We start from the raw sequence: 20,309 nt of genomic DNA, 5'->3' as shown, positions 1-20,309 counted from the left end.
GTGGCTCCGGACGCGAGCCGCGCGGTCCTCGGCCGTGGCTCCCTCTACACCCTGGGCAGCGTCGCGCCGATCCTGGCGAACGTGCTGGTCACGCCGGTCGTGACCCGGGTGCTGGGGCTGGAGCAGTACGGCATCGTGGCCGCCGGTCTGATCCTGGTGCAGGTCGGTGCGATGGTGGTCGGCCTCGGGCTCGGCTCGTCGATCACCCGGCACGGGATCCTGGAGCGCTCCGGCGCCGACGGTGCCCGCGCGCTGGTCCTGCAGGGCAGCGCGATCTCGACCGGGCTCGTCGTGGCGGCCCTGCTGGCCGGCCCGCTGTGGAGCGAGCCGGTGCTCTCGGTGCGGTGGCAGGCCGGTCTCGCGTTCGCCGCGCTCAGCGCGGCCGGGTTCGCCGCGGTGCTGAACGCGCAGGCGTTCCTGCGGGTCCAGGACCGGCCGCTGCCGTTCGTGGTCATGTCCGGGGTGGCGACGCTGGGCGGCCCGCTCGCCGGCCTCGGCATGGCGCTGTGGCGCTCCGCCGACGCCGACGACTACCTGTTCGGCCTGCTCCTCGGCTACCTCGCGGCCGGGCTGACCGGCGTCGTCCTGGCGTGGCGGGGTGGCCGGCCGCGCACCGAGCGCGGCGACCTGTGGCGGGCGCTGAAGGTGGGCCTGCCGGCCGTGCCGCACCTGGTCGCGTTGCTGCTGGTGCAGAACGCGCTGGTGGTGATCGTGAACCACGTGTTCAGCCCCGCGGACGGCGGCCGCATGCAGGTCGCGCTGCTGCTCGGCTCGGCCCCCGCGATGGTGGTCTCGGCGCTGAACAACGCCTGGGCCCCGGTGATCTACCGGACGGACCCCGCGCAGCGCGGTGAGGCCCTGGAGCACAGCGCCCGCGACGTCGCTGCCATCACCGTCGCGCTCTCCGGCGGGGTCGCCCTGCTCGCGCCGTTCCTGCTCCGGGTGCTCGCCCCCGCCGAGTTCAGCCCCGCCGAGCTGGTGCCGGTGACCGCGGTCGCGACGATCGGCGCCGTCGTCAGCGTGGCCTACCTGGCGAACGTGCACCTGGTGTTCGCCTCCGGGCGCAGTGCCGGACTCGCGCTGGCGAGCCCGGTCAGCCTGGTCATCGGCCTGGTCGCGGCGATCCTGCTGGCCCGGACCGGATCGCTGACGGCGGTGGCGGTCGGCTTCCCGCTGATCTACGTGGCCCTCGCGGTCGGGACGTCGCTCCTGCGGCGCCGGGTCTCGGAGACCCGCTGGCGGGAGTCCGTCCTGGCGCTCCCGGTGCTCGCGGGCGCCCTGGTCTGCGGGGCCGCGGTCGTGCTGCCCGCCGAGGGCATCGGATGGCTGTCGGTGCGCTTCGGCCTCGCGGTGCTGCTGGGCGTGGCGTTGCTCTGGATGGTCCGCCGGATCTTCACCCGGTCCTGACCCGGTCCTCACGGGCTGCCCAGCCAGGCCAGGTGATCGCGGAACGCGGCCCGGCCGGACGGGGACAGCCGGAGCCAGGTGCGGGCCCACTGCCCGCCCCGGCCCGTGCGGATCTCCAGGAGACCGGCGTCGGCGAGACTGCGGCTGTGCTGGTGCGCGGTGTAGTCGCCGATGCCGGCGAGACCGCACAGGGCCGAGAACTCGATCCGCTTCGCACCCTGCAGCAGCGCGCACAGCGCCAGCCGTGGCCGGGTCTCGAGGACCGGGTGCCGCTCGCCGGCGGTCACAGCGCGACCCGGCCGGACGCGACGTCGTCCCGCATCAGGGTGCGGATCCGGTACTGCCCGGCGAGGACGAAGACGACCAGCGGCACGAGCGCGATCAGGGCGATCGTCCGGTGGCCGTTCGCCACCAGGGTGTACATGCCGCAGAAGCCGCCGAGCGCGATCGCGAGGACCGCGAGATGGATCCGGCGGGCGCTCGGGTAGGCGCCGATGTGGCGCGGGAGGTGCACGCCGGACCGGTACCGCGTGATCACCGAGTACGCGGTGGCGGCCAGCACGACGGCGACCAGTCCCCACGAGATGTAGCCGGTGTCCAGCGGCAGGAACGACGTCCAGATCGGGATGCCCGCCATCGCCACGAGCGCGACGGCGTAGAGGGCCCAGTAGGTGCGCGGCAGCTCGACGTGGGTGGCGAGCTCGCGCCGGGCCTCGACGGCCTGCTGGAGGGTGGGCTTGTCGTTCATGTCTTTCTCCCTTCGGCATCAACTTGCAATACGGAAAGTGTGTGCCAAGTGGATCGGGTTCGTCAAGCGGCAACCTTGGGTGCGGCGGTCCGCCGGCGTGCCGGGGCGGGGGATACGTGGCCCGGATCCGCTGGTCACCGCGGTGCGGCTGGTTCGATCGGGTGATCGGGGACGGGCACCTCACGGGTCGTGCCGGGGCGGCCCGATCCGGGGACGCCGCCGCAGTGCGCAGGTCGCGTCGCATCCTGGAGCGTCTACTGCGCACACGTCCGGCGTGTCGCACCCGGCGCGTGGGGCGCGGCGGGCCGGGGCGGGGTGCGGGACAGGCTCCGGGGTGCGGTGCGCCGCACGGGGCGCGGCAGCTGGTGCGCGGTCAGCGCGGTGCGACCCTCGCACAGGCGCCGGGTTCCGGCCGGGATCGGCGGTCCCGCACGAGGTCCGGCCCCGTGCGGCGCCGGGGCATCGGTGCGGGTCGCCGTCCCGAGCCGTCCCGAGCGGTTCCGTGGCGGCCCCGGGCGGTCCTGTGGCGGCTCAGGGCGGGATCCCCGGGGGCGGACGAGTGCCCGGTTACGGCTGCGCCGACTCCACCACGGTCACGCCGGCGACGCGCCGGCCGTCCAGCTCGGCCACGGTGAGCCGGTGGCCGTCGAGGTCGACGTGGTCCCCGACGGTGGGGATGCGGCCCAGCGTGTGCTGCAGGTATCCGCCGAGGGTCTCGAAGGGGCCGTCGGGCAGCGTCAGACCGGTGCGGTCGTGCACGTCGTCGCGGTGCAGCAGGCCGTCCACGGTGCGGTCGGAGCCCGGTCCGGAGGCGGACGGCGCGGCGTCGTACTCGTCCTCGATCTCCCCGACCAGCTCCTCGATCAGGTCCTCCATGGTGAGGATGCCGTCGGTGCCGCCGTACTCGTCGATCACGACGGCCAGGTGCGCGCGCCGGGCCCGCATCTCCGACAGCGTCGGCAGCAGCGCCTTCGAGCCGGGCAGCACGTGGACCGGGCGCATGATGTCGCCGACGGTCCGCCCGTCGGTGCCGGACGCGTCGTCGAGGCGGGCGGTGAGCAGGTCGCGGACGTGCACGAACCCGCGGACGTCGTCGACGTCGGTCCCGGTCACCGGGTAGCGCGAGTGCGGCCGGTCGACGACGTCGCGGGCGGCTTCGGCCAGCGACGTCGACGCGTGCAGGAAGTGCACCTCGGTCCGCGGCACCATCACCTCGCTGACCTGCCGGTCGGAGGCCTCGAAGACGTCGGTCAGGACCCGGCGCTCGTCGGTGTCGAGCTCCTCGTGCCCGCTGACCATGTCGCGCAGCTCCGCCTCGCTGACCCGTTCGGAGTCCGCGGTGGGGTCGAGGCCCAGCAGCCGGACGACCGCGTTGGTCGAGCGGGACAGCAGCCAGATCACCGGCCGCGAGATCGTCGCGATCCGGTCCAGTACGGGGGCGACGAACAGCGCCACGCCCTCCGAGCGCTGCAGCGCGAGCCGCTTGGGGACCAGCTCGCCCAGGACCAGCGACAGGTAGGAGATCACCGCGGTGACGGCGACGAGCGCGATCGTCCCGGCGAGTGCCTGCGGGACGCCCCACCCGGCGATCAGCTCGCCGAGCGGCCCGGCGAGGGCGGAGCCGCCGTAGGCCGCGGAGAAGAACCCGGCGAGGGTGACGCCGATCTGCACCGCGGACAGGAACCGGTTGGTGTCGCGCCGCAGTGCCGCGACCCGGGCGCCGCGCCTGCCCTGCGCGGCGAGCCGGTCGACCTGGCTGTCGCGCAGCGACACCAGAGCGAGTTCCGAGGCGGCGAAGTACCCTCCGACCAGCACGAAGAGAACGACGAGGCCGATGCTGAGGGCGATTCCGCCACCGGTGACGTCCATCGACGACAGCATGTCACGGTGGCTCGACCCGGACACAGCAGACACAGCGGACACGCCGGGGTGTCGGCCCACCGAGAAGGGAGCACCGTGCCCGAACTCCAGGTCCCCGCGTCGGCGGGCGGCCGTCAGCGCGCCCACCTCGCGGTCCCGCCGGTCGGCGACGGGCCGTACCCCGGCGTCGTCGTGCTCCAGGACGCGCTCGGTGCGACCGCCGACCTCCGTGCGCACACCGAGCGCCTGGCCACCGCCGGGTACCTCGCGGTCGCGCCCGCGCTCTACACCGCACGCGGCGGTGGCCCACGGTGCATCGCCGGGGTCATGCGGTCGATGCGCAGCGGCAGCGGCCCGGTGTTCGACGACATCGAGGCCGTCCGCAGCTGGCTCGCCGCCCGGGACGACTGCACGGGGACGATCGGCGTCATCGGCTTCTGCCAGGGCGGCGGCTTCGCGCTGCTCTCGGCGGCGCGGCACGACTACGCCGCCGCCGCGCCGAACTACGGGATGCTGCCCGACGACCCGGAGCGCGACCTCGCCGGCATCTGCCCGACCGTCGCGAGCTTCGGTGCACGGGATCCGATCCTGAAGGGAGCGGGCCCGCGGCTGGAGTCCGCACTGGACCGGCTCGGCGTCGAGAACGACGTGCGGACCTACGACGAGGCCGGGCACAGCTTCCTGGAGCGCGGTGTCCCCGGCGTCGCGCGCCGGCTCGTCGGTTTCGGCCACCACGGCCCGTCGGCCGAGGACGCCTGGGGCCGCATCCTGCGCTTCTTCGACACACACCTGCGCGCCGGACCGCGCGACCCGGAGGCGGCCGGAGGCTGACCCCCGGACAGCGCCGCGCCGCCGCGCCCGGACGGCTGTGCCCGGGCCGGGCGACGTGCTCAGGCGTCGAGCGGTTCCTCGGTCGCGATCGGGACCGGCAGGCCGTGCGGGAGCGGGCGGGGCAGCGCGGCAAGCGGGTTGCGCAGCCACAGCATCGGGTTGGAGCTGCCCGCCGACATCGCCTGGGTACTGGCCTCGGACCGCTTCGTCAGCCCGAGCACCATCGCCGCCTTCGCCAGCGGGGACGCCGCGTAGTACTGGACGGCCGGCCCGACGCTCGGCGTCCGCCCCCAGCCCAGGACCTCGCGCAACGCGTCCGGGGCGAGCAGGTGCTCGGCGCCGAGCTCCCGGCGGGCCAGCGCGGTGGCCGCGGCGTCGGCCCCGGCGGCGCCGGACTCGGGGCGGGTGCCGTCCTCCGGATCGGCGGTGTGGAACTCGGGCCAGGTCTCCCGCAGCTTCTCGACGGCGGACGACGACTGCGACCCGAACGTCAGCGGATCCCCCCAGACCGCGGCCGGGGTCCCGACGGCGGCGGCGTAGAGCACCGCGGTGGACAACCGGTTGGACGAGACCCGGCTCGCGTTCCCGATCAGGTGCATGATCCGCGGCAGGAAGTGCGGGTCGTCCCGGCGGCCCGCGGTGACCAGGGTGTGCCCGGCCTCCCGCCAGGCGGCGGTGATCCCGGGGTCGGTCATGTCCTCGTGGTGCAGGCAGACCGTCGACGGCCTGTCGACCTTCGCGACGTGCCGGGCCAGCTCGGTGTGTGCGCCGGTGACCCGGACCAGGCGGGTCCCGTGGAACGGGACGAACACCGGCCCGAGCCGGTCCGACCTGCTCCAGCCCCGGGCCTGCAGCAGGCTCTCCAGGTAGAGGACGGGCGCCCCGATCGGGGTGGTCGTCCGGGTCTCGTCGGCGGGGGACCAGCCGCGGCAGCCGTGCGACCAGACGAGCAGCCGTCGTTGCCGGGGGTCGGTGCCGACCCGCGGGAAGTCGGCGAAGTGCGCCGCCACCGGGGAGACCGCCGTCCAGCCGTGCTGCAGCAGGCCGGCGATGTGCCGGGGCCGGGGCAGCCCGGCGTGGGCGGCCAGGACTGCCGAGTGACCGTAGTAGTGGTTCTGGATGTCCATGGCCGTGCTCCGGATCGCTGCTGGTGGGGCCGGGCGATCGTAGCGATGCGCCCCGCACGGGTTCCGCGACCCGCGCAAGCCGTTCGGACGACGGCGGCCGCAGGGGAGTCGGGAGCGCCCAGCCGCGCCGCACTGCACTGCGCTGTCCCGCTGCGCTGTCCCACGCTGCCGCTCCGCCCCGCGCTGCGCTGTCCCGCCGCCCCGCTCCGCTCCGCCGCGCTGCCCTGCGCAGCCGCGCTGCCCTGCGCAGCCGCGCTGCCCTGCGCAGCCGCGCTGCCCTGCGGCGCGCTGCTCCGCCTCGCTGTCCTGCCCCGCCGCCCCGCGCTGTCCCGCCGCGCTGCGCTGCCCCGCCGCGCTGTCGTGCCTGTGCTGCCTCGCACCGCGCCGTCGCCCCGCGTCGCCCCCGCTTGGCGCGGTGGCATCGCGCTGTCGGACCGCGTGGCCGGAACCGCATCGGTTTGTCGGTGTCGCACGAGGCCCGGCCTCGTGCGGGGGCCCGGGGTCGGTGCGGGGCCGTGGACCCGGTGCGAAGATGGCACGGTCGCGGTCGGGGCGGCCCGTCGGAGCCGTGGCCGCCGCGCGCCGTGCCGGGGTCAGTGCTGCGTGGCGGTGTCCGGCGGAGAGAACTCCCCGGCACGGACGCCGCGGCGGTAGGCGATCCACTCGGCGTCGGTGAAGACGAGCCGCTCGGTCCCGCCGGTGTGCAGGACGGCGCCGCCGTCGGTCGTGGGCTCGGCGGCCAGCGATCGCCCGTCCGTCCGGGCGTGCGCCGCTCTGTCGGGGGCGACCCGGGCCGGCTGCCGGTCGACGTCGGCGAGGAACGCGGTCCACTCGGCGTCGCTCACGGTGAGGACGGGGCCGGAGCGGTCCTTGCTGTCACGGACGTCGACGAGGGTGTCGCGGAACCGGACCTCGACGCAGGTGCCCGTGGCGTTGGAGTAACTGCTGACGAACCAGTCACCGGGCCGCGCGCCCATCCCTACAACTCCTCGGCGTAGCCCTCCACCATGCGGACCGACTCCTCCGCGGACAGAGTCAGCCGTAGTGCGTCGGCCCAGGCGAACACTACATCTCGGACCTGCCCCGGCTGGTCCAGTATCTGCCGCACGGTGATCGCCTCCTGCCAGACCAATGTAGGCAGTCGGGAACTGGCGAAGTCGATCAGATGGAACGTGGAGGCGCCGATCAGGCTGCAGCCCGGAGAGTTGAAGGTCAGCACCCGGATCTGAATGGTCTTCGGGTGTGCGCGTGCCATCTCGGCGAGGTACTGGAGCTGTGCCCGGAACACCTCCCGGCCGCCTACCTGCTGTAGTAGCGCTGCTTCGCCGAGGATGACGGTCAGGTGTAACGGGTCCTCGCCGGTGAGTCGTTCCTGACGTCGCCGCCGTACCTCGATCCGCTGATCGACTTCTACCGGGCGCAAGTGGATGGAGGCCTCCATCAGAGCGCGCGTGTACTCCGGTGTCTGCAGGAGGCCGGGCACGAGGCCCTCGTAGCTGCGGATGCTTTGCGCGCCGTACTCCAGGCCGTGGAAACGGTGGGTCTCCTCGCCGTACAGCGCCGAGTACGCCGTCCACCAGCCACGACCCCGTGACTGCTCCCGTAGCGCGTACAGCTCGCCCTGCTCGTGGGTGTCGAACTCGAGCAGATCTATGAGGAGTCCCAGCTTCTCCTCGGACAGGATCCGGCGCTCGTTCTCCACGGCGGACCAGTAGTTCCGGGTGAAGCCGAGCGCGCCGGTGATGGTCGCGACGTCGACGCCCAGCTCGATCCGGCGCTCCCGCAGTCGCAACGACAGTTCCCAGCTCGCCACGGTCGGCGATGGTGGTGCCACGGGACTCCTCACCTGGTCCGGCATCGGGTGTGACCTGAGTCTAGTCCACCAGCACAAGTCTTGTTACCGTAACCAGAGCAGCACGCGAGGGGAATACAAAGGAGTAGACAGATGCCGATGCGGTTCACATGGCCGGGGCGACGGCGGGATCGTCGCCGGAGTGCGCTCTGCCGCGGAGTGTGCGTGGGGTGCCGTACGCGCCGCTGGGTCGATCACCGCTCGTTCCGCTGCCCGGGGTGCACCGTGCGGAGCCGTGGTGACATCGACCTCGGATGAGTCGGCGGCCCGTGAGGCGGGCGCGGAGCGGGACGATCCGGTCGTCCTCGCCGCACGGCTGCTCCGTCGTGACGGTGACGGCGGGTGGCAGCGGATCCTGCGCACGCACGTACCGGACCACTCCGGGAGCTGCGCCGGCTGCGCTCCGTCGGCGACCGGTCGTCCGCGCCACCCGTGCCTGCTCCGGGTGGTCGCCCAGGCCGCCCGTGACGTGTGACGGCGGCTCGCTACCGTCGGGCGCGTGACCGTCCCGACCGTCGACGTGATGCTTCCCTTCTACGGGGACCCGGATCTGCTGCGCCGCGCGGTGCGCAGCATCCAGGAGCAGGACCGCGCCGACTGGCGCCTCACCGTCGTCGACGACGGCTATCCCGACGACACGATCGAGCCGTGGTTCGCCGGCCTCGGTGACGACCGGATCCGCTACCGCCGCAACCCGGCCCGGCTCGGTGCGCAGCCGAACAACCGGTACTGCATCGAGGCGGTGGAGCTGCCGTACTTCGTCATGATGGGTGCGGACGACCTGATGGCGCCGGACTACCTCGGCACCGTCCTCGCGCTGCACGAGCGCTGGCCGCGGGCCGCCGTCGTCCAGCCGGGGGTGGCGGTCATGGACTCCGACGACCGGCCGGTGCGGCCGCTCGCCGACCGGGTGAAGGCCGCGCTCGCCCCCCGGGGCCACGGACCGCGCGAGGTCTCCGGCGAGGACCTGGTGACGAGCCTGCTGCGCGGGAACTGGCTGTACAACCCGTCGCTGTGCTGGCGGACGGCGGCGCTGAAGCAGATCCCGGAGTCCGCGGACGTCTTCGACCTGGCCCTGCCGGTCGCCGTGATCGCCGACGGCGGGTCGATGGTCGTCGACGACCGGGTCTGCTTCCGCTACCGGCGGCACCGCTCCAGCGACTCCGGCTCCGGTGCGGCGGCCGGGAACCGGTTCGCCGAGGAACGCCGCTACTTCACCGCCGAGGCCGCCCGGATGGACGCCCGCGGCTGGACCCGGGCCGCCCGCGCGGCCCGGTGGCACGTGTCGTCGCGGCTGAACGCCGCCGTCCAGCTGCCCGGTGCGGTGCTGCGCCGCGACAGCGCCGCACTACGCGCACTCGGCGCGCACGTGCTCGCCCGCTGACGGCGTCCGACCGACCTGGCCGGGCCCCTCCGCGGAGGGCGGAACCGGGGACGGGGCGGTGGCGCGGGCCCGGACGACGTGAGATCGAACCTCGGGCTGCGTCCGGTGCCGCTGGTGGCACCGGACGTCGCCGAGGATTCGATCACCGAATCCACACCGCCCCGCTCCGCCGGCCGCGGCGCCGTTCGCCACGGCCGTTCACCGGAGCCGCGTTCCGCGGAACGCCCAGAGCGGAACGTGCCGCGGTCAGCTCCGGCCGAGGAGCCGTTCGATCCAGCGCGAGTAGCCGGGGTCGAGCCGGGCGTCGCTCTCCGCACGTCCCTCGGCGAGCCTGCGGTCCAGCGCCGAACGGATCTCCGGGGCCACGTCCCGCTTGGCGTAGACCAGCTGGAAGTACTCCGGACGCATCTGGGCCACCCCCACCAGCTCCCGGTCCCCGATCACCCGGTCCAGATCCACCCGCCACGAGTCCTCCGGCGGGGCCGGCGAGGACCCGGTGACCACGACGACCGTCGGGTCGTCCGCCTGGATCACGGCCGTCGGGTCGGCGCCGTGCGCGATGCGCTCGTCGTTGAGGCCGATGTAGTCGGTCGCGGTCCAGCCGGAGAAGTACGGGATCGCCCCGGCGTCGGAGACCGCGAGGGTGCGCCGCTCGACCGGCAGGCGGGTGTCGGCCAGCGCGGTGCCGACGGCGACGTGCGCGCGCCGGAGGTCGTCGCCGTAGTGGACCATCGTCCGGGCGTCGGGGGCGACGACACCGGCGACCGTCGTCCAGGCCACCCCGGCGACGGCCGCGACCGCGGCCACCCGGCGCAGGTCGACGGTGTCCAGCGCCCAGGCCGCGGCGAGGCAGAGCACCGGCAGGCCGTGCCAGGCGAACCGGGACAGGTAGTCCATCGCCGGTGCGGACAGCGCCGGGATGACCCACAGCGCCGTGCAGCTCGCGAGGGCCAGCGCGCAGACCGCCGCGACCCGGGCCCGGAACAGCCCCGCGACGGCGAACGCCAGCAGCGGCAGCAGCGTCGCGGCCGTCAGCTGGATCCAGCGGCCGTCGGTGGCGGCCTCCACCCCGACCTTCACGTAGAACGTGTTCGGCAGCGGGTGCCCGAAGTACGCCCACCGCCCGGCCAGGTACGCACCCCCGACGATCGCGGCGGCCGCCGTCCACAGCCACATCGACCGGTCCCGGCGGCGCACCCACCACAGGACGAGCACGGCCGGGGCGACGCCGAGCACGCCGTCCGGGCGCAGGGTGCCGGCGAGCAGCAGCAGCGCCGGGATCGCGGCGTCGTGCACGGGCGCGTCCCGGTCGGTGAGCAGCCGCGCGGCCAGGACGACCGAGCAGAGCACGACCAGCGCGAACGGGGCCGTCTCCAGGCCGGAGTCGACGTGCACCCAGGTCGGCAGGAACAGCACGAAGCTCCCCGCGGCGAGCACCGCGCCGGAGCGGGTACGCGGCTCGCGGACCAGGATCCAGGCGATCGCCGCGGCGCACACCGCGGCGGTCAGCTTCGAGACCACGGGCAGCGGGACGCCGGCCCACACCCACGGCACGTGCCACAGCATCCAGACGAAGTTGGTGAAGCCCTCCACCGGATCCTGGCCGGGGTTCCAGGTCGGGCCGAACCCGTTCGCGAGGTTCGCGCTGTAGCGGTAGGTGATGTAGGCGTCGTCGACGGTGACCGACCAGCACGCCCACAGCCCGACGACCAGGGCGAGGAGTGCGGCCGCCAGCAACGCGGGACGCTTCGGGGCACGGCGTGCCGACGGACGATCCGGAACGGGAGACGGCGGGCGCGCGGTCTCGACGTCACCGGTCATCGTCGGGGTCATGACGAGGATCCTTCCGCACCGGCGGTACCGGATCCGCAGCCACTCCGGAATCGGCGTGGGGGACCGCCCGGCCGGGTTAACCTGATCGTTCCCGCCTGCTCTCGAAGGACCTTGGTGTTGCGCCGTTCGGCCCCCACCGAGCTGAGTCCACCCCGCACCGATGAGTTCCGCCCCGCGCCCCGGTCGGAACTGCCATGAGCACCCACACCGAGAGCACCACCACGCTGACCGACATCGCCGTCGTCATGTTCACCGTCGCGGACCAGGACGCGGCGCTGGAGTTCTACACGACCAAGCTCGGCTTCGAGGTCCGCGGCGACAGCCGCTTCGGGGAGAACGGCGAGTACCGCTGGCTGGAGGTCGCCCCGCCGGGATCGACCGCGCGGCTCGCGCTGAACCCGCCGATGTACGGCGAGCCGGGCGGCAGCGCCGTCGGGATCGAGACGCCGGACGTCGCCGCCGAGCACGCCCGGCTCACCGCGGTCGGCGGCATCGACCTGGACCCGATCGGCGAGGACACCCCGGGGGCGCCGCGCCTGTTCATGCTGCGCGACCCGGACGGCAACCACATCACCGTGGTGCAGGTGTGACCGGTCCCGTCCGTACGAGCACCGCGTAGGGGCCGACGTCGCGGCGCTGCCACGCCGGGTCCTCGAACAGCCGCGGCGCGAACGTCGCGGGCGGGGCGTCGGCGCGCGGGTCCGGGAACCGGTCCTCGGTCGTCGGGAGCTGCAGCAGCCCGTCCGGGGTCCGGGTGAACACGAACACCGACGGTGCCCGTGCCGGGCTCCGGTCGAGCGCGCCCTGCAGCTCGACCGGCCCGGTGGACGTGCTCCACCGGCGGAGCTCCGCGGTGCGCTCCGGGTAGTTCCCGAGCGGGTTCGCGTACTGCGCCGACGGCGCCTGGAAGGCGAAGTACGGGGTGTAGGTCAGCAGCGTCTGGTTCGCGCTCGCGACGACGACCTCGCGCGGCGGCCGGCCGGTCAGCCCGTCGATCGTGGTGCGCAGCTCGCCCAGCCACGAGTTGGGCTCGGCCGGGTCGCGGCTGCCGTCCGGGCGGGAGCCGTCCGGACGGGCGTCCAGGGCGGGCCCGGCCCAGTCGTAGGTCTCCGGGACGGACTGCACCCCGGCGAGGACGCCGAGCGCCGCGAGCACCGACACGACGGCCGTCCCGGCCCGCCGCGCCCGCTCACCCTCCCGGCGGCGCAGGCGTTCCAGCAGGTCGGCGGCCGCCCACACCGCGCCGGACGCCAGCGCGGCGGTGAGGATCGGCTCGATCCGGAAGGCCAGCAGCGTGGTCCCGGCGGCGAGCGCGACCGTCGAGAGCAGGTACCACAGGTAACCGCAGGCGACGACGACGCCGAGCGCCCGAGCGACCGCCGACCGCCCGGCCGCCGCGACGATCCACACCGTCCCGGCCAGGCACAGCCCGCCCAGCGCGGTCGGCTCCAGCATCGGCAGCGGCCATCGGGACCCGGTCTCGGCGAGGAAGTGCTGGCCCGCGCTGTACGTCGGCTCACCGGCGGACGCGAGCAGGTAGGGCAGCCAGTGCACCAACGTCGCGGGCAGGGCGGCGAGGAGCACCACGCCGACCGTCCCGAGCAGCCGCAGCGGGGGCGCGGTCCGGCTCGTCAGCCCGACGACGGCGAGCACGACCAGCACCAGCCCGGCGAACATCAGGATCTGGGTGTGCGTGACGGCCGCGACCCCGAGGACCAGCCCGACCAGCACCGCGGTCAGCAGCCACGGCCCGCGTCCGGACCGGGTGACCAGCCGCAGGCCCAGCACGGCCAGCGGGGGGACCAGGGCGCCGGTCAGCCAGGAGTACGGCGTGTACGCGGCGAGGGTGCCGAGCCCGGCCAGCGCGGTCGCGGCACCCGCGCCGAGCGCCCGGCGGCGGGTCGTCACCAGCGTCCACAACGCGTACGCCAGCACCGCCGTCGCGGCCAGCGTCGCGACCGAGAAGACCTTGTGGAACTCCCACGCCGGTACGCCGAGCAGCGCGGCCGATCGCCCGCCCACCCAGAACCACGCCGTCGGGTAGTACGGCGGCAGGTCGGCGTAGGCGAAGTCGGCGAGCCGCCCGGAGTCGGCGAACCGGGTGAGGAACTGGACCCGGAACTGCTGGTCGCCGGAGACCCCGAACAGGTAGTGCGGCGTGTTCGCCAGGAACAGTGCCAGCGGCCCCGCCGGGATCGCGGCGAGTCCGGCCCAGGTCAGCGGGGCGGCGAGCACCGGCCGGGCGGTCCGCCCGGCGACGACGAGGACGAGCGCGACCAGCGCCCCGCCGGTGGCGGTCAGCGCCAGCCCGACGTTCGAGTTCGCCGGGATCGGCAGCCGGTCCGCGACGGCGAGCGCGGCGACCGCGACGCCGACCGCGACCAGCGGACCGAGCACGAGGTCCGCGAGCGCGGCCGCCCGGCGGGGCGCGGAACGGGCGGGCGACGGCCGTCCGCGGCCGCCGTCCACGACGGTCGCAGCGCCGCCCGCCACCGGACTCAGACCGGCTTCTTGACCGCGACGACCAGGAAGGCCTTCGAGATCGCCCACAGCGCCGGGAACCGGCGCAGCGCGGCCACCCCGGTCGAGTACAGCGCGGAGCCGCCGCCCTCGGCGAGGCTGACGTCGCCGGGGACGGTGAACCGGGCGTCCAGCTCCGGACGGGCGGCCAGCAGCCGGCGCATCCGCAGCCAGCTCGGGGCGTAGCTGGCGTCGGTGTAGTCGCTGCCCCGGCCGGACAGCCGCAGGTAGCGGTTCGCCAGCGGCAGCGGCAGCCAGGCCAGGAACGGCAGCGAGTAGTGCGCCTCGATCGGCCACCACCGGTTCGGCACGAGGATGTAGGCGACCCCGCCGGGGCGCAGGCAGCTCGACAGCCGCTCCAGGGCGTCGGGCTGGTCGTCGAGGTGTTCGAGGACGTTGTCGAGCACCGCGACGTCGAACGTGCCGGTGTCCTCGCCGTGGCCGAACTCGCCGATGCCCTGCACCCGGAACGTGAAGTTGTCGGCGCCACCCTCGTCGGCCAGGGTCCTGGCCTGGGCGGCGAGCGCGCCGTTCGGCTCGATGCCGACGACCTCGCGGCACATCCCGGCCAGCTCCAGCGCGGTGTAGCCGTAGCCGCAGCCGATGTCGGCGACCCGGCACTCGGCGAACGGCCGGTCCAGGAACGGGGCGGTGGTGATCGCGATCTGCTTCGCGAAACCGGTGGCGAGCTGCCGGCGCTCGACCATGCGCAGCGAGCGTTCGTACTCGGGGAGGCTGGTCTGCTCGTTCGGATCCACGTCGGGGGAGTTCTCCGTTCGGGCTGTCGGGGGGTGACTCACCGTACGGGGGTCATGGCTCGGGGTCGGGAACGGGCGGCCCTTCCGCGTCCATCGCCTGCGTGTCCGGAAGATCCGAAGGGTCCGTATCGCACGCGGTGACCCGCCACAGTTCCTGCCCGCCCCCCGAGGCGACCAGTTCGAAGCCCGGCACGGGTGCGATGTCGTGCAGGCCCGGGTACCAGCGGGCCCCGCCGTGCCACGGCCAGAACGAGACCGGGCCGCTGAGCAGCCAGCGCGCCCGGACGGCGGACGCCGCCGTGCAGACCTCGGGATCGACGGCGACGTCGCGGAACCGGGTGGCGAGCACCGTCTGGTCCGGCGACCAGTTGCCGGTCAGGTGCGGGAACACCACCTCGCGGCCGGTGAGCGGGTAGAGCAGCGCGTTGCCGGTGAACGGGTCCGTGGCGACCACGTCGTCCTCCGGCACGATCTCGCCGACCTGCAGCAGGAACGCGCGCTGTCCCGGCTCCAGGAGCTGGTCCGGGGTGTTCTGGTACGGCGACGCGAGGACCGACGAGTGGGTCGTGACGTGCAGGCCGCCGGTCACGCCGAGCAACACCGCGGCGAGGACGACGACGGTGCCGGCGTAGACGCCGCGCCCGCGCAGCGTGGGGACCAGGGACGGCACCCGCAGCAGCGCCGAGCGCAGCAGCCAGGCCAGCGTCAGCAGGCCGACGACGGCCAGCGGTGCCCCGGTGACCGGAACGATCGCGGCCAGCCGGTAGGAGTCGTTGTACCAGGCACCGGTCAGGGCGGCGGAGAGCTCGCCGTCGTCGGACGCGGCCAGGACGTACAGCGTGCCGCCGGCCAGGTGGGCCGGGACCAGCCACGACGTCGTCGCCCGGCGCAGGGCCGCGACCGCACCGACGACCACCAGCACCGACAGCACCACGAGCTGCGGCCGGGTGTTCGAGGCGTTCCACAGGACCTCGGCGACGGCACCGGGGGTGTCGACGAAGGCGGGCCAGTCGAAGCTGCGGACGCCCTCGGTCAGCGGCGAGGACGTCATCATCCACAGGACGCCCCACAGCGTCCCCGCCAGCGCGGCCAGCGCCAGCACCGGCTGCCAGGCGCGCGGGCCCCACAGACGCCGCCGGGCCAGCCGGAGGATCGCCCACAGCACCGGGAACAGCCCGACGACGGCGAGGCTGAACACCGCGTTCGGGTGCGCGAGGCCGAGCGCCGGGATCGCGAACACCAGCAGCAGACCGGCCCCGACCGGCCGCACGACGCCGCGCTCGGTCATCCCGACCAGCGCCGCGACCAGCGCGACGCAGGCCGGCAGCACGGCGACCGCCAGCAGGTTCGGCCACAGCACGCCGAACGACATCAGCGCCCACGGGAACGCGGTGAACCCGGTGGCCAGCACCGGCGCGGCGAACACGGCCCCGGACGACGGCCCGACCGCCTGCCGGGTCAGTGCCAGCACCGACAGCGGGAAGACCAGGCCGGCGACCGCCCACGCGGTCAGGTTGGTCGCGACCGGGATGCCGGCCCCGGAGAGCTGCGCGACGAGCGACACGAGATCGTGCCAGCCCGCCGGGTACAACGCCGCCCCCGCGGCCGGGTTGGTCAGCGCGCCGATGGTCAGCGACGACGCGTCGCCGGTGCGCAGGACGTGTGCGACCGCGTTGTAGTGGAAGACGGCGTCGAAGGTGGACGACAGGCCGTCGACCGGGCCGAACCCGAGCACCACGGTGAACCAGGTCAGCCCGGCCGTGACCGCGCAGCCGAGTGCGGCGGCGGCGCCGGCGTGGCGGCCGTCGATCCCGTCGCGCTGCGCCGACGTGGGCCAGACCTGCGGCAGCGCGGTGGTCAGCTCCTCCGGGGCGCGGGCGAACCGGCCGCGCGGGGTCCGCATCCGGACCCAGGCGGCGCGCAGCCGTCGCCCGGGTCCCCAGCTGCTGATCGCGGTCCGCCAGCCGTGGTAGAGCACGCTGTCCGCCGGGCGCCGGGCGACGAGGCCGCGGAACAGCCCGGCGAGCACCGCGACCACGAGCGCCGCGGCCAGCGGGACCCACGGTCCCCAGCGGAACCCCAGGAGCGTGCCGAGCACCGCCGAGATCGAGATCGTCGTGGTGGACACCAGCGGTGCCAGCGCCCACGCGGTGATGCCGCGGACGCCGATCGCCCGGGTCACGAGGAGGCCGGGAACGATCACCCAGAACGCGGCGGCCAGCGCTACGGGCAGCGCGGACAGCCAGGTGGGAGCGGCCATCGGGGGGTCGCAGCTCCTCTCGCGGCGCCCGCCGCCCGGTGCGTGCGCCACCGGGGACGGGTGACGCCTGTTCCGGGCACGGACCCTACTCCGCGGCCCGCACGGCCCGCGGAGACGATCACGCGAGCATCATGATCCGACGAGCCGGCCGGCGTCGCACGCGGTGATCCGCCACAGCGCGTTGTCGCCCTCCTCGGCGAGCAGCTCGAAGCCCTCGGCGTCGGCGAGGTCGTCGAGGCCCGGCCAGTTCTCGGCGAGCGGGTCCGGCTGCCAGAACGTCGGCGGGGCGGTGATCACGTACCCGACGCCCGTCTCGGCGACCGCCGCGCACACCGCCGGGTCGTGGGCGGCGTCGCTCAGACGTTCCGCGATGAGCTGCTGGTCCGGCGACCACACCCCGGTGAGGTGCGGGAACAGCACCCTGCGGTCGGTCAGCGGCCAGAGCATCGCGGTCCCGGCCCACGGGTTCTGGGCGACGACCGCGTCGGCCGGGAGCAGCTCGCCCGCGTACCGGAGGAACTGCGCCTGCTCCGGGCCGACCAGCACCTCCTCGGGCGTCTGGTAGATCCCGGCGAGCTGGTCGATGTGCGAGCGCTGGTAGAGCCCGCCGGAGGCGGCGACGACGGCGAGCACCCCGATCGCCACCAGCACGGCGGCCCGCGGCCGGGGCCACGCCTCGACCGCGGGGGCGGCCCTGGTGAGCGCATCGCGCACGAGGCAGGCGACCCGACGGGCCAGCGAGCAGAGCGCGACCAGGCCCAGCGCGGCCAGCGGGGCCGCCGTCACCGGGACGAGCGCGGCGATCCGCGGCGCGTCGTTGTACCAGACCCCGGTCCACACCGAGGCCCACGAGCTGGCCCCGACGACGTAGAGCGCGCAGACGAGCAGGTGCGCCGGGACCAGCCAGGCGGTCCGGGCCCGGCGCAGCGCGACGACCGCGCCGGCGACCGTCAGCAGCGCGATCGACCAGGCCGGGTCGTTGCCGTCCGGGCTGTGCAGCAGCGCGTTGACCAGCGCCCCGCCGACGCCGACCTGCGGCTCCCAGTAGTAGCCGCGGATGCCGTCGAGCACCGGGGAGACGAACATGAACCAGGCCAGCCCGCCGCCGACGACGGCGACCAGCGGGATCATCGCCAGCGCCCTGGCGAACGGCCACCGCCCGGCCCGCCGCCCGCGCCGCACCGCGCCCGCGAGCCCCCACAGGACCGGCGGGACGGCCACGACGACCAGGCCGAACAGGGCGTTCGGGTGGGCCAGCCCCAGTGCGGGGACGGCGACGGTGACCGGGAACCAGCGGGCCACCCGCCCCGGTGGGAACGGGCCGGGCCGGGCCGGGCTGACCGGGTCCGGCCCCAGCCCGGGCCGGGCCGCGAGCGCCACGGCGGCGAGCGCGGCCGGGACGAGCGCGACGCCCATCAGGTTCGGCCAGAGCGCGCCGTAGGTCACCAGCGTCCAGGGGAACGCCACGAAGCCGAGCGCCAGGACCGGTGCGGCGAGCGCGACGCCCGCCGAGCGGCCGGTCAGCGTGCGTACCAGCAGCAGCACCGACAGCGGCCAGACCAGCAGCGTCGTCACCAGTGCCACCACGTTCGACGCGATGACGATCTCGCCGGGACCCGGCGCCGCCGGGGCGATCAGGGAGACGACGCCGTGCCACGCCGACGGGTAGAAGCCGGGGGAGTTGACCAGGCCGCCGACGGTCAGCGAGGACGCGTCGGAGGTGGCGAGGATCCGGGCGACGGCGTTGTAGTGGAAGTTCGCGTCGAACGTCTGGGACAGCGCGTCCGGCCGGTCGATCCCGCGGATCGCGGCCCGGAAGCCGAGTGCCCAGGCGATCAGCAGCCCGCCGAGCGCGGCCAGCCCCGTCCAGCGGCGGTCCGGCCCGCCGTGGCGCAGCGTGGCCAGGGTCTCGCCGGTCCGGGCCCGGACCAGCGCCGGTCCCGGCAGCAACGGCCGGCCGAGCACCCACCGGCGGGTACCGACGACGGCGAGCGCGAACAGCACCGCGGCCGCGATCGGGACCGCGCCGCTCCACGGGATCCCGGCCACGCTGCCGACGACGGCCGACCCGGCGATCAGGCCGACCGACAGCAGCGGGGCGGCGCCCCAGGCGGCGATGCCGCGCAGACCGGCCGCGAGCCCGACGAGCAGGCCGGGAACCGTCACCCAGGTCGCGGCCAGCAGAACGAGGGGCACGGCGGAGAACCAGCTCACGACGGGCCCACCCCTTCCTCGCGTGCCGGGTATCCGGCGCCGTGTGCAGCGGGAATGCCGGATACGTCCGCTTCCGGTGCCCGGTGTGTGAGAGTACCGAAGCCGGTCGGTGCCCCCGATCACGGCTGTCCTACCCTCGGGTGCCGTGAACTCCCAGCGAACCCTCGACGGGCACGACCTCGGCAGCTACGACCTGATCGTCGTCGGGTCGGGGTTCTTCGGGCTCACCGTCGCCGAACGTGTCGCGGCCGGACTCGGCAAGCGGGTGCTCGTGCTGGAACGGCGCGACCACATCGGTGGCAACGCCTACTCCGAGCCGGAGCCCGAGACCGGTATCGAGATCCACCGCTACGGCGCGCACCTGTTCCACACGTCGAACGAGCGGGTGTGGACCTACGTCAACCGGTTCACCGAGTTCACGAACTACCAGCACCGGGTGTTCGCCCGCGCCGGTGACCAGGTCTACGCGTTCCCGATGAACCTGGCGCTGATCAACCAGTTCTTCGGCAAGGCGCACACCCCGGACGAGGCCAGGGCGCTGATCGCCGAGCAGTCCGCCGAGGTGAGCACCGGCGAGGCGACCAACCTCGAGGAGAAGGCGATCTCGCTGATCGGCCGCCCGCTCTACGAGGCGTTCATCAAGGGCTACAACGCCAAGCAGTGGCAGACCGATCCGCGCAACCTCGACGCGTCGATCATCACCCGGCTCCCGGTCCGCTACACCTACGACAACCGCTACTTCAACGACACCTACGAGGGCCTGCCGGTCGACGGCTACGCCGCGTGGCTGGAGCGGATGGCCGACCACGAGAACATCGACGTGGTGCTGGAGACCGACTTCTTCGCGATCCGGGACCGGGTCCCGGCCGGGGTCCCGGTCGTCTACACCGGCCCGCTGGACCGCTACTTCGACCACGCCGAGGGCGAGCTGGGCTGGCGCACCATCGACTTCGAGCTGTCGGTGGAGGAGACCGGGGACTTCCAGGGCACCTCGGTGATCAACTACAACGACGCCGACGTCCCGTACACCCGGATCCTGGAGTTCCGCCACCTGCACCCGGAGCGGGACTACCCGAAGGACAAGACGGTGATCGTCCGCGAGTACTCGCGCTTCGCCGAGTCCGGGGACGAGCCGTACTACCCGATCAACACCCCGGACAACCGGGCGAAGCTGGAGCGCTACCGCGAGCTGGCCCGCAAGGAGACCGCGAACCGCGACGTCCTGTTCGGTGGCCGGCTCGGGACCTACAAGTACCTGGACATGCACATGGCCATCGGGTCGGCGCTGACCATGTACGAGAACCGGCTGGTCCCGCACTTCACCGAGGGCCGGCCGCTGTCGGGCACCGAGTCCGAGGACTGATCGGTCACGACCGCCGGTTGTGCCCGTCGATGGGGTTCTCCTCGTCGTCCCAGGTGAACCGGTAGTCGGTGTCGGTGCAGGTGCACGGGTCCGCGTAGTAGTGGTCGTGGATGGCGGCCGGGCTGCGTGGGCCCGGGGTGGGGGTGCGGTGG

At 74.3% G+C, this 20,309-nt stretch carries 17 protein-coding genes; 6 read left to right on the top strand and 11 right to left on the bottom strand.

All coding sequences use genetic code 11. From position 1 onward, the window contains the following. Window positions 1-1,407 (top strand): lipopolysaccharide biosynthesis protein, encoded by a 1,407-nt coding sequence (locus tag AFB00_RS10470; protein ID WP_197519814.1) that lies wholly within the window; start codon window positions 1-3, stop codon window positions 1,405-1,407. Between the two features lie 8 nt (window positions 1,408-1,415). Here AFB00_RS10470 and AFB00_RS10465 read toward each other — a convergent pair whose 3' ends face one another. The 3 genes from AFB00_RS10465 to AFB00_RS10455 form a co-directional block, all read right to left on the bottom strand. Further along, window positions 1,416-1,694 carry a transcriptional regulator gene (locus AFB00_RS10465; RefSeq protein WP_068797072.1) on the bottom strand — a complete coding sequence of 93 codons (279 nt, stop codon included), beginning with the start codon at window positions 1,692-1,694 and terminating at the stop codon, window positions 1,416-1,418. Further along, complete coding sequence (locus tag AFB00_RS10460; RefSeq protein ID WP_068797071.1) at window positions 1,691-2,155, bottom strand: hypothetical protein; 465 nt, start codon at window positions 2,153-2,155, stop codon at window positions 1,691-1,693. The genes AFB00_RS10465 and AFB00_RS10460 overlap by 4 nt, the downstream gene beginning before the upstream one ends. Window positions 2,156-2,722: 567 nt before the next feature. Beyond that, the gene (locus tag AFB00_RS10455) at window positions 2,723-4,024 is read right to left on the bottom strand and encodes a hemolysin family protein (RefSeq protein WP_068800184.1); all 1,302 of its coding nucleotides are present in this window, start codon (window positions 4,022-4,024) and stop codon (window positions 2,723-2,725) included. Window positions 4,025-4,111: 87 nt separating this feature from the next. Here AFB00_RS10455 and AFB00_RS10450 point away from each other — a divergent pair, with 87 nt between their 5' ends. Continuing rightward, window positions 4,112-4,846: a dienelactone hydrolase family protein gene (locus AFB00_RS10450; RefSeq protein WP_068797070.1), complete on the top strand. Its 735-nt coding sequence runs from the start codon at window positions 4,112-4,114 to the stop codon at window positions 4,844-4,846. Between the two features lie 59 nt (window positions 4,847-4,905). Here the strand turns inward: AFB00_RS10450 and AFB00_RS10445 are convergent, their stop codons facing one another. From AFB00_RS10445 to AFB00_RS10435, 3 genes are all read right to left on the bottom strand, one after another. Beyond that, on the bottom strand, window positions 4,906-5,973 hold the full coding sequence (locus AFB00_RS10445; RefSeq protein WP_068797069.1) for a hypothetical protein: 1,068 nt from the start codon (window positions 5,971-5,973) through the stop codon (window positions 4,906-4,908). Between the two features lie 593 nt (window positions 5,974-6,566). After that, window positions 6,567-6,950, bottom strand: coding sequence for a DUF397 domain-containing protein (locus AFB00_RS10440; RefSeq protein ID WP_068797068.1), 384 nt, complete (start codon window positions 6,948-6,950; stop codon window positions 6,567-6,569). A 2-nt stretch (window positions 6,951-6,952) separates the two neighbouring features. After that, window positions 6,953-7,786, bottom strand: a complete 834-nt coding sequence (locus AFB00_RS10435) for a Scr1 family TA system antitoxin-like transcriptional regulator (RefSeq protein WP_231974312.1) — start codon at window positions 7,784-7,786, stop codon at window positions 6,953-6,955. Between the two features lie 277 nt (window positions 7,787-8,063). On the opposite strand from AFB00_RS10435, the gene AFB00_RS10430 reads away from it, so the two are divergent. After that, window positions 8,064-8,300: a hypothetical protein gene (locus tag AFB00_RS10430; RefSeq protein WP_156819480.1), complete on the top strand. Its 237-nt coding sequence runs from the start codon at window positions 8,064-8,066 to the stop codon at window positions 8,298-8,300. A 24-nt stretch (window positions 8,301-8,324) separates the two neighbouring features. Beyond that, entirely contained in the window at window positions 8,325-9,209 is an 885-nt protein-coding gene (locus tag AFB00_RS10425; protein WP_231974310.1) for a glycosyltransferase family 2 protein, read from the top strand. A gap of 246 nt (window positions 9,210-9,455) precedes the next feature. On the opposite strand, the gene AFB00_RS10420 is transcribed toward AFB00_RS10425, so the two are convergent. After that, window positions 9,456-11,042, bottom strand: coding sequence for a hypothetical protein (locus tag AFB00_RS10420; protein WP_083275418.1), 1,587 nt, complete (start codon window positions 11,040-11,042; stop codon window positions 9,456-9,458). 194 nt (window positions 11,043-11,236) lie between these two features. Between AFB00_RS10420 and AFB00_RS10415 the strand changes: the two genes are divergently transcribed. Beyond that, the gene (locus AFB00_RS10415) at window positions 11,237-11,632 is read left to right on the top strand and encodes a VOC family protein (protein ID WP_068797066.1); all 396 of its coding nucleotides are present in this window, start codon (window positions 11,237-11,239) and stop codon (window positions 11,630-11,632) included. Here the strand turns inward: AFB00_RS10415 and AFB00_RS10410 are convergent. The 4 genes from AFB00_RS10410 to AFB00_RS10395 all read right to left on the bottom strand — a co-directional run bounded on the left by AFB00_RS10410 (window position 11,613) and on the right by AFB00_RS10395 (window position 18,794). After that, window positions 11,613-13,535, bottom strand: coding sequence for an arabinofuranosyltransferase (locus tag AFB00_RS10410; protein WP_068797065.1), 1,923 nt, complete (start codon window positions 13,533-13,535; stop codon window positions 11,613-11,615). The genes AFB00_RS10415 and AFB00_RS10410 overlap by 20 nt on opposite strands. A gap of 5 nt (window positions 13,536-13,540) precedes the next feature. Beyond that, window positions 13,541-14,320, bottom strand: a complete 780-nt coding sequence (locus tag AFB00_RS10405) for a class I SAM-dependent methyltransferase (protein ID WP_068797064.1) — start codon at window positions 14,318-14,320, stop codon at window positions 13,541-13,543. 52 nt (window positions 14,321-14,372) lie between these two features. Continuing rightward, the gene (locus AFB00_RS10400; protein ID WP_068797063.1) at window positions 14,373-16,580 is read right to left on the bottom strand and encodes a DUF6541 family protein; all 2,208 of its coding nucleotides are present in this window, start codon (window positions 16,578-16,580) and stop codon (window positions 14,373-14,375) included. 129 nt (window positions 16,581-16,709) lie between these two features. Beyond that, window positions 16,710-18,794, bottom strand: a complete 2,085-nt coding sequence (locus AFB00_RS10395; RefSeq protein ID WP_068797062.1) for a DUF6541 family protein — start codon at window positions 18,792-18,794, stop codon at window positions 16,710-16,712. A 145-nt stretch (window positions 18,795-18,939) separates the two neighbouring features. On the opposite strand from AFB00_RS10395, the gene glf reads away from it, so the two are divergent. Continuing rightward, entirely contained in the window at window positions 18,940-20,157 is a 1,218-nt protein-coding gene (glf, locus tag AFB00_RS10390) for a UDP-galactopyranose mutase (RefSeq protein WP_068797061.1), read from the top strand. Window positions 20,158-20,309 lie beyond the last annotated feature (152 nt).

The sequence above is a fragment of the Pseudonocardia sp. HH130630-07 genome, from assembly GCF_001698125.1.
Lineage (GTDB): Bacteria > Actinomycetota > Actinomycetes > Mycobacteriales > Pseudonocardiaceae > Pseudonocardia.
The sequence above is the reverse complement of the archived record's forward strand: the minus strand, read 5'-3'. Positions and strand labels throughout refer to the sequence as shown.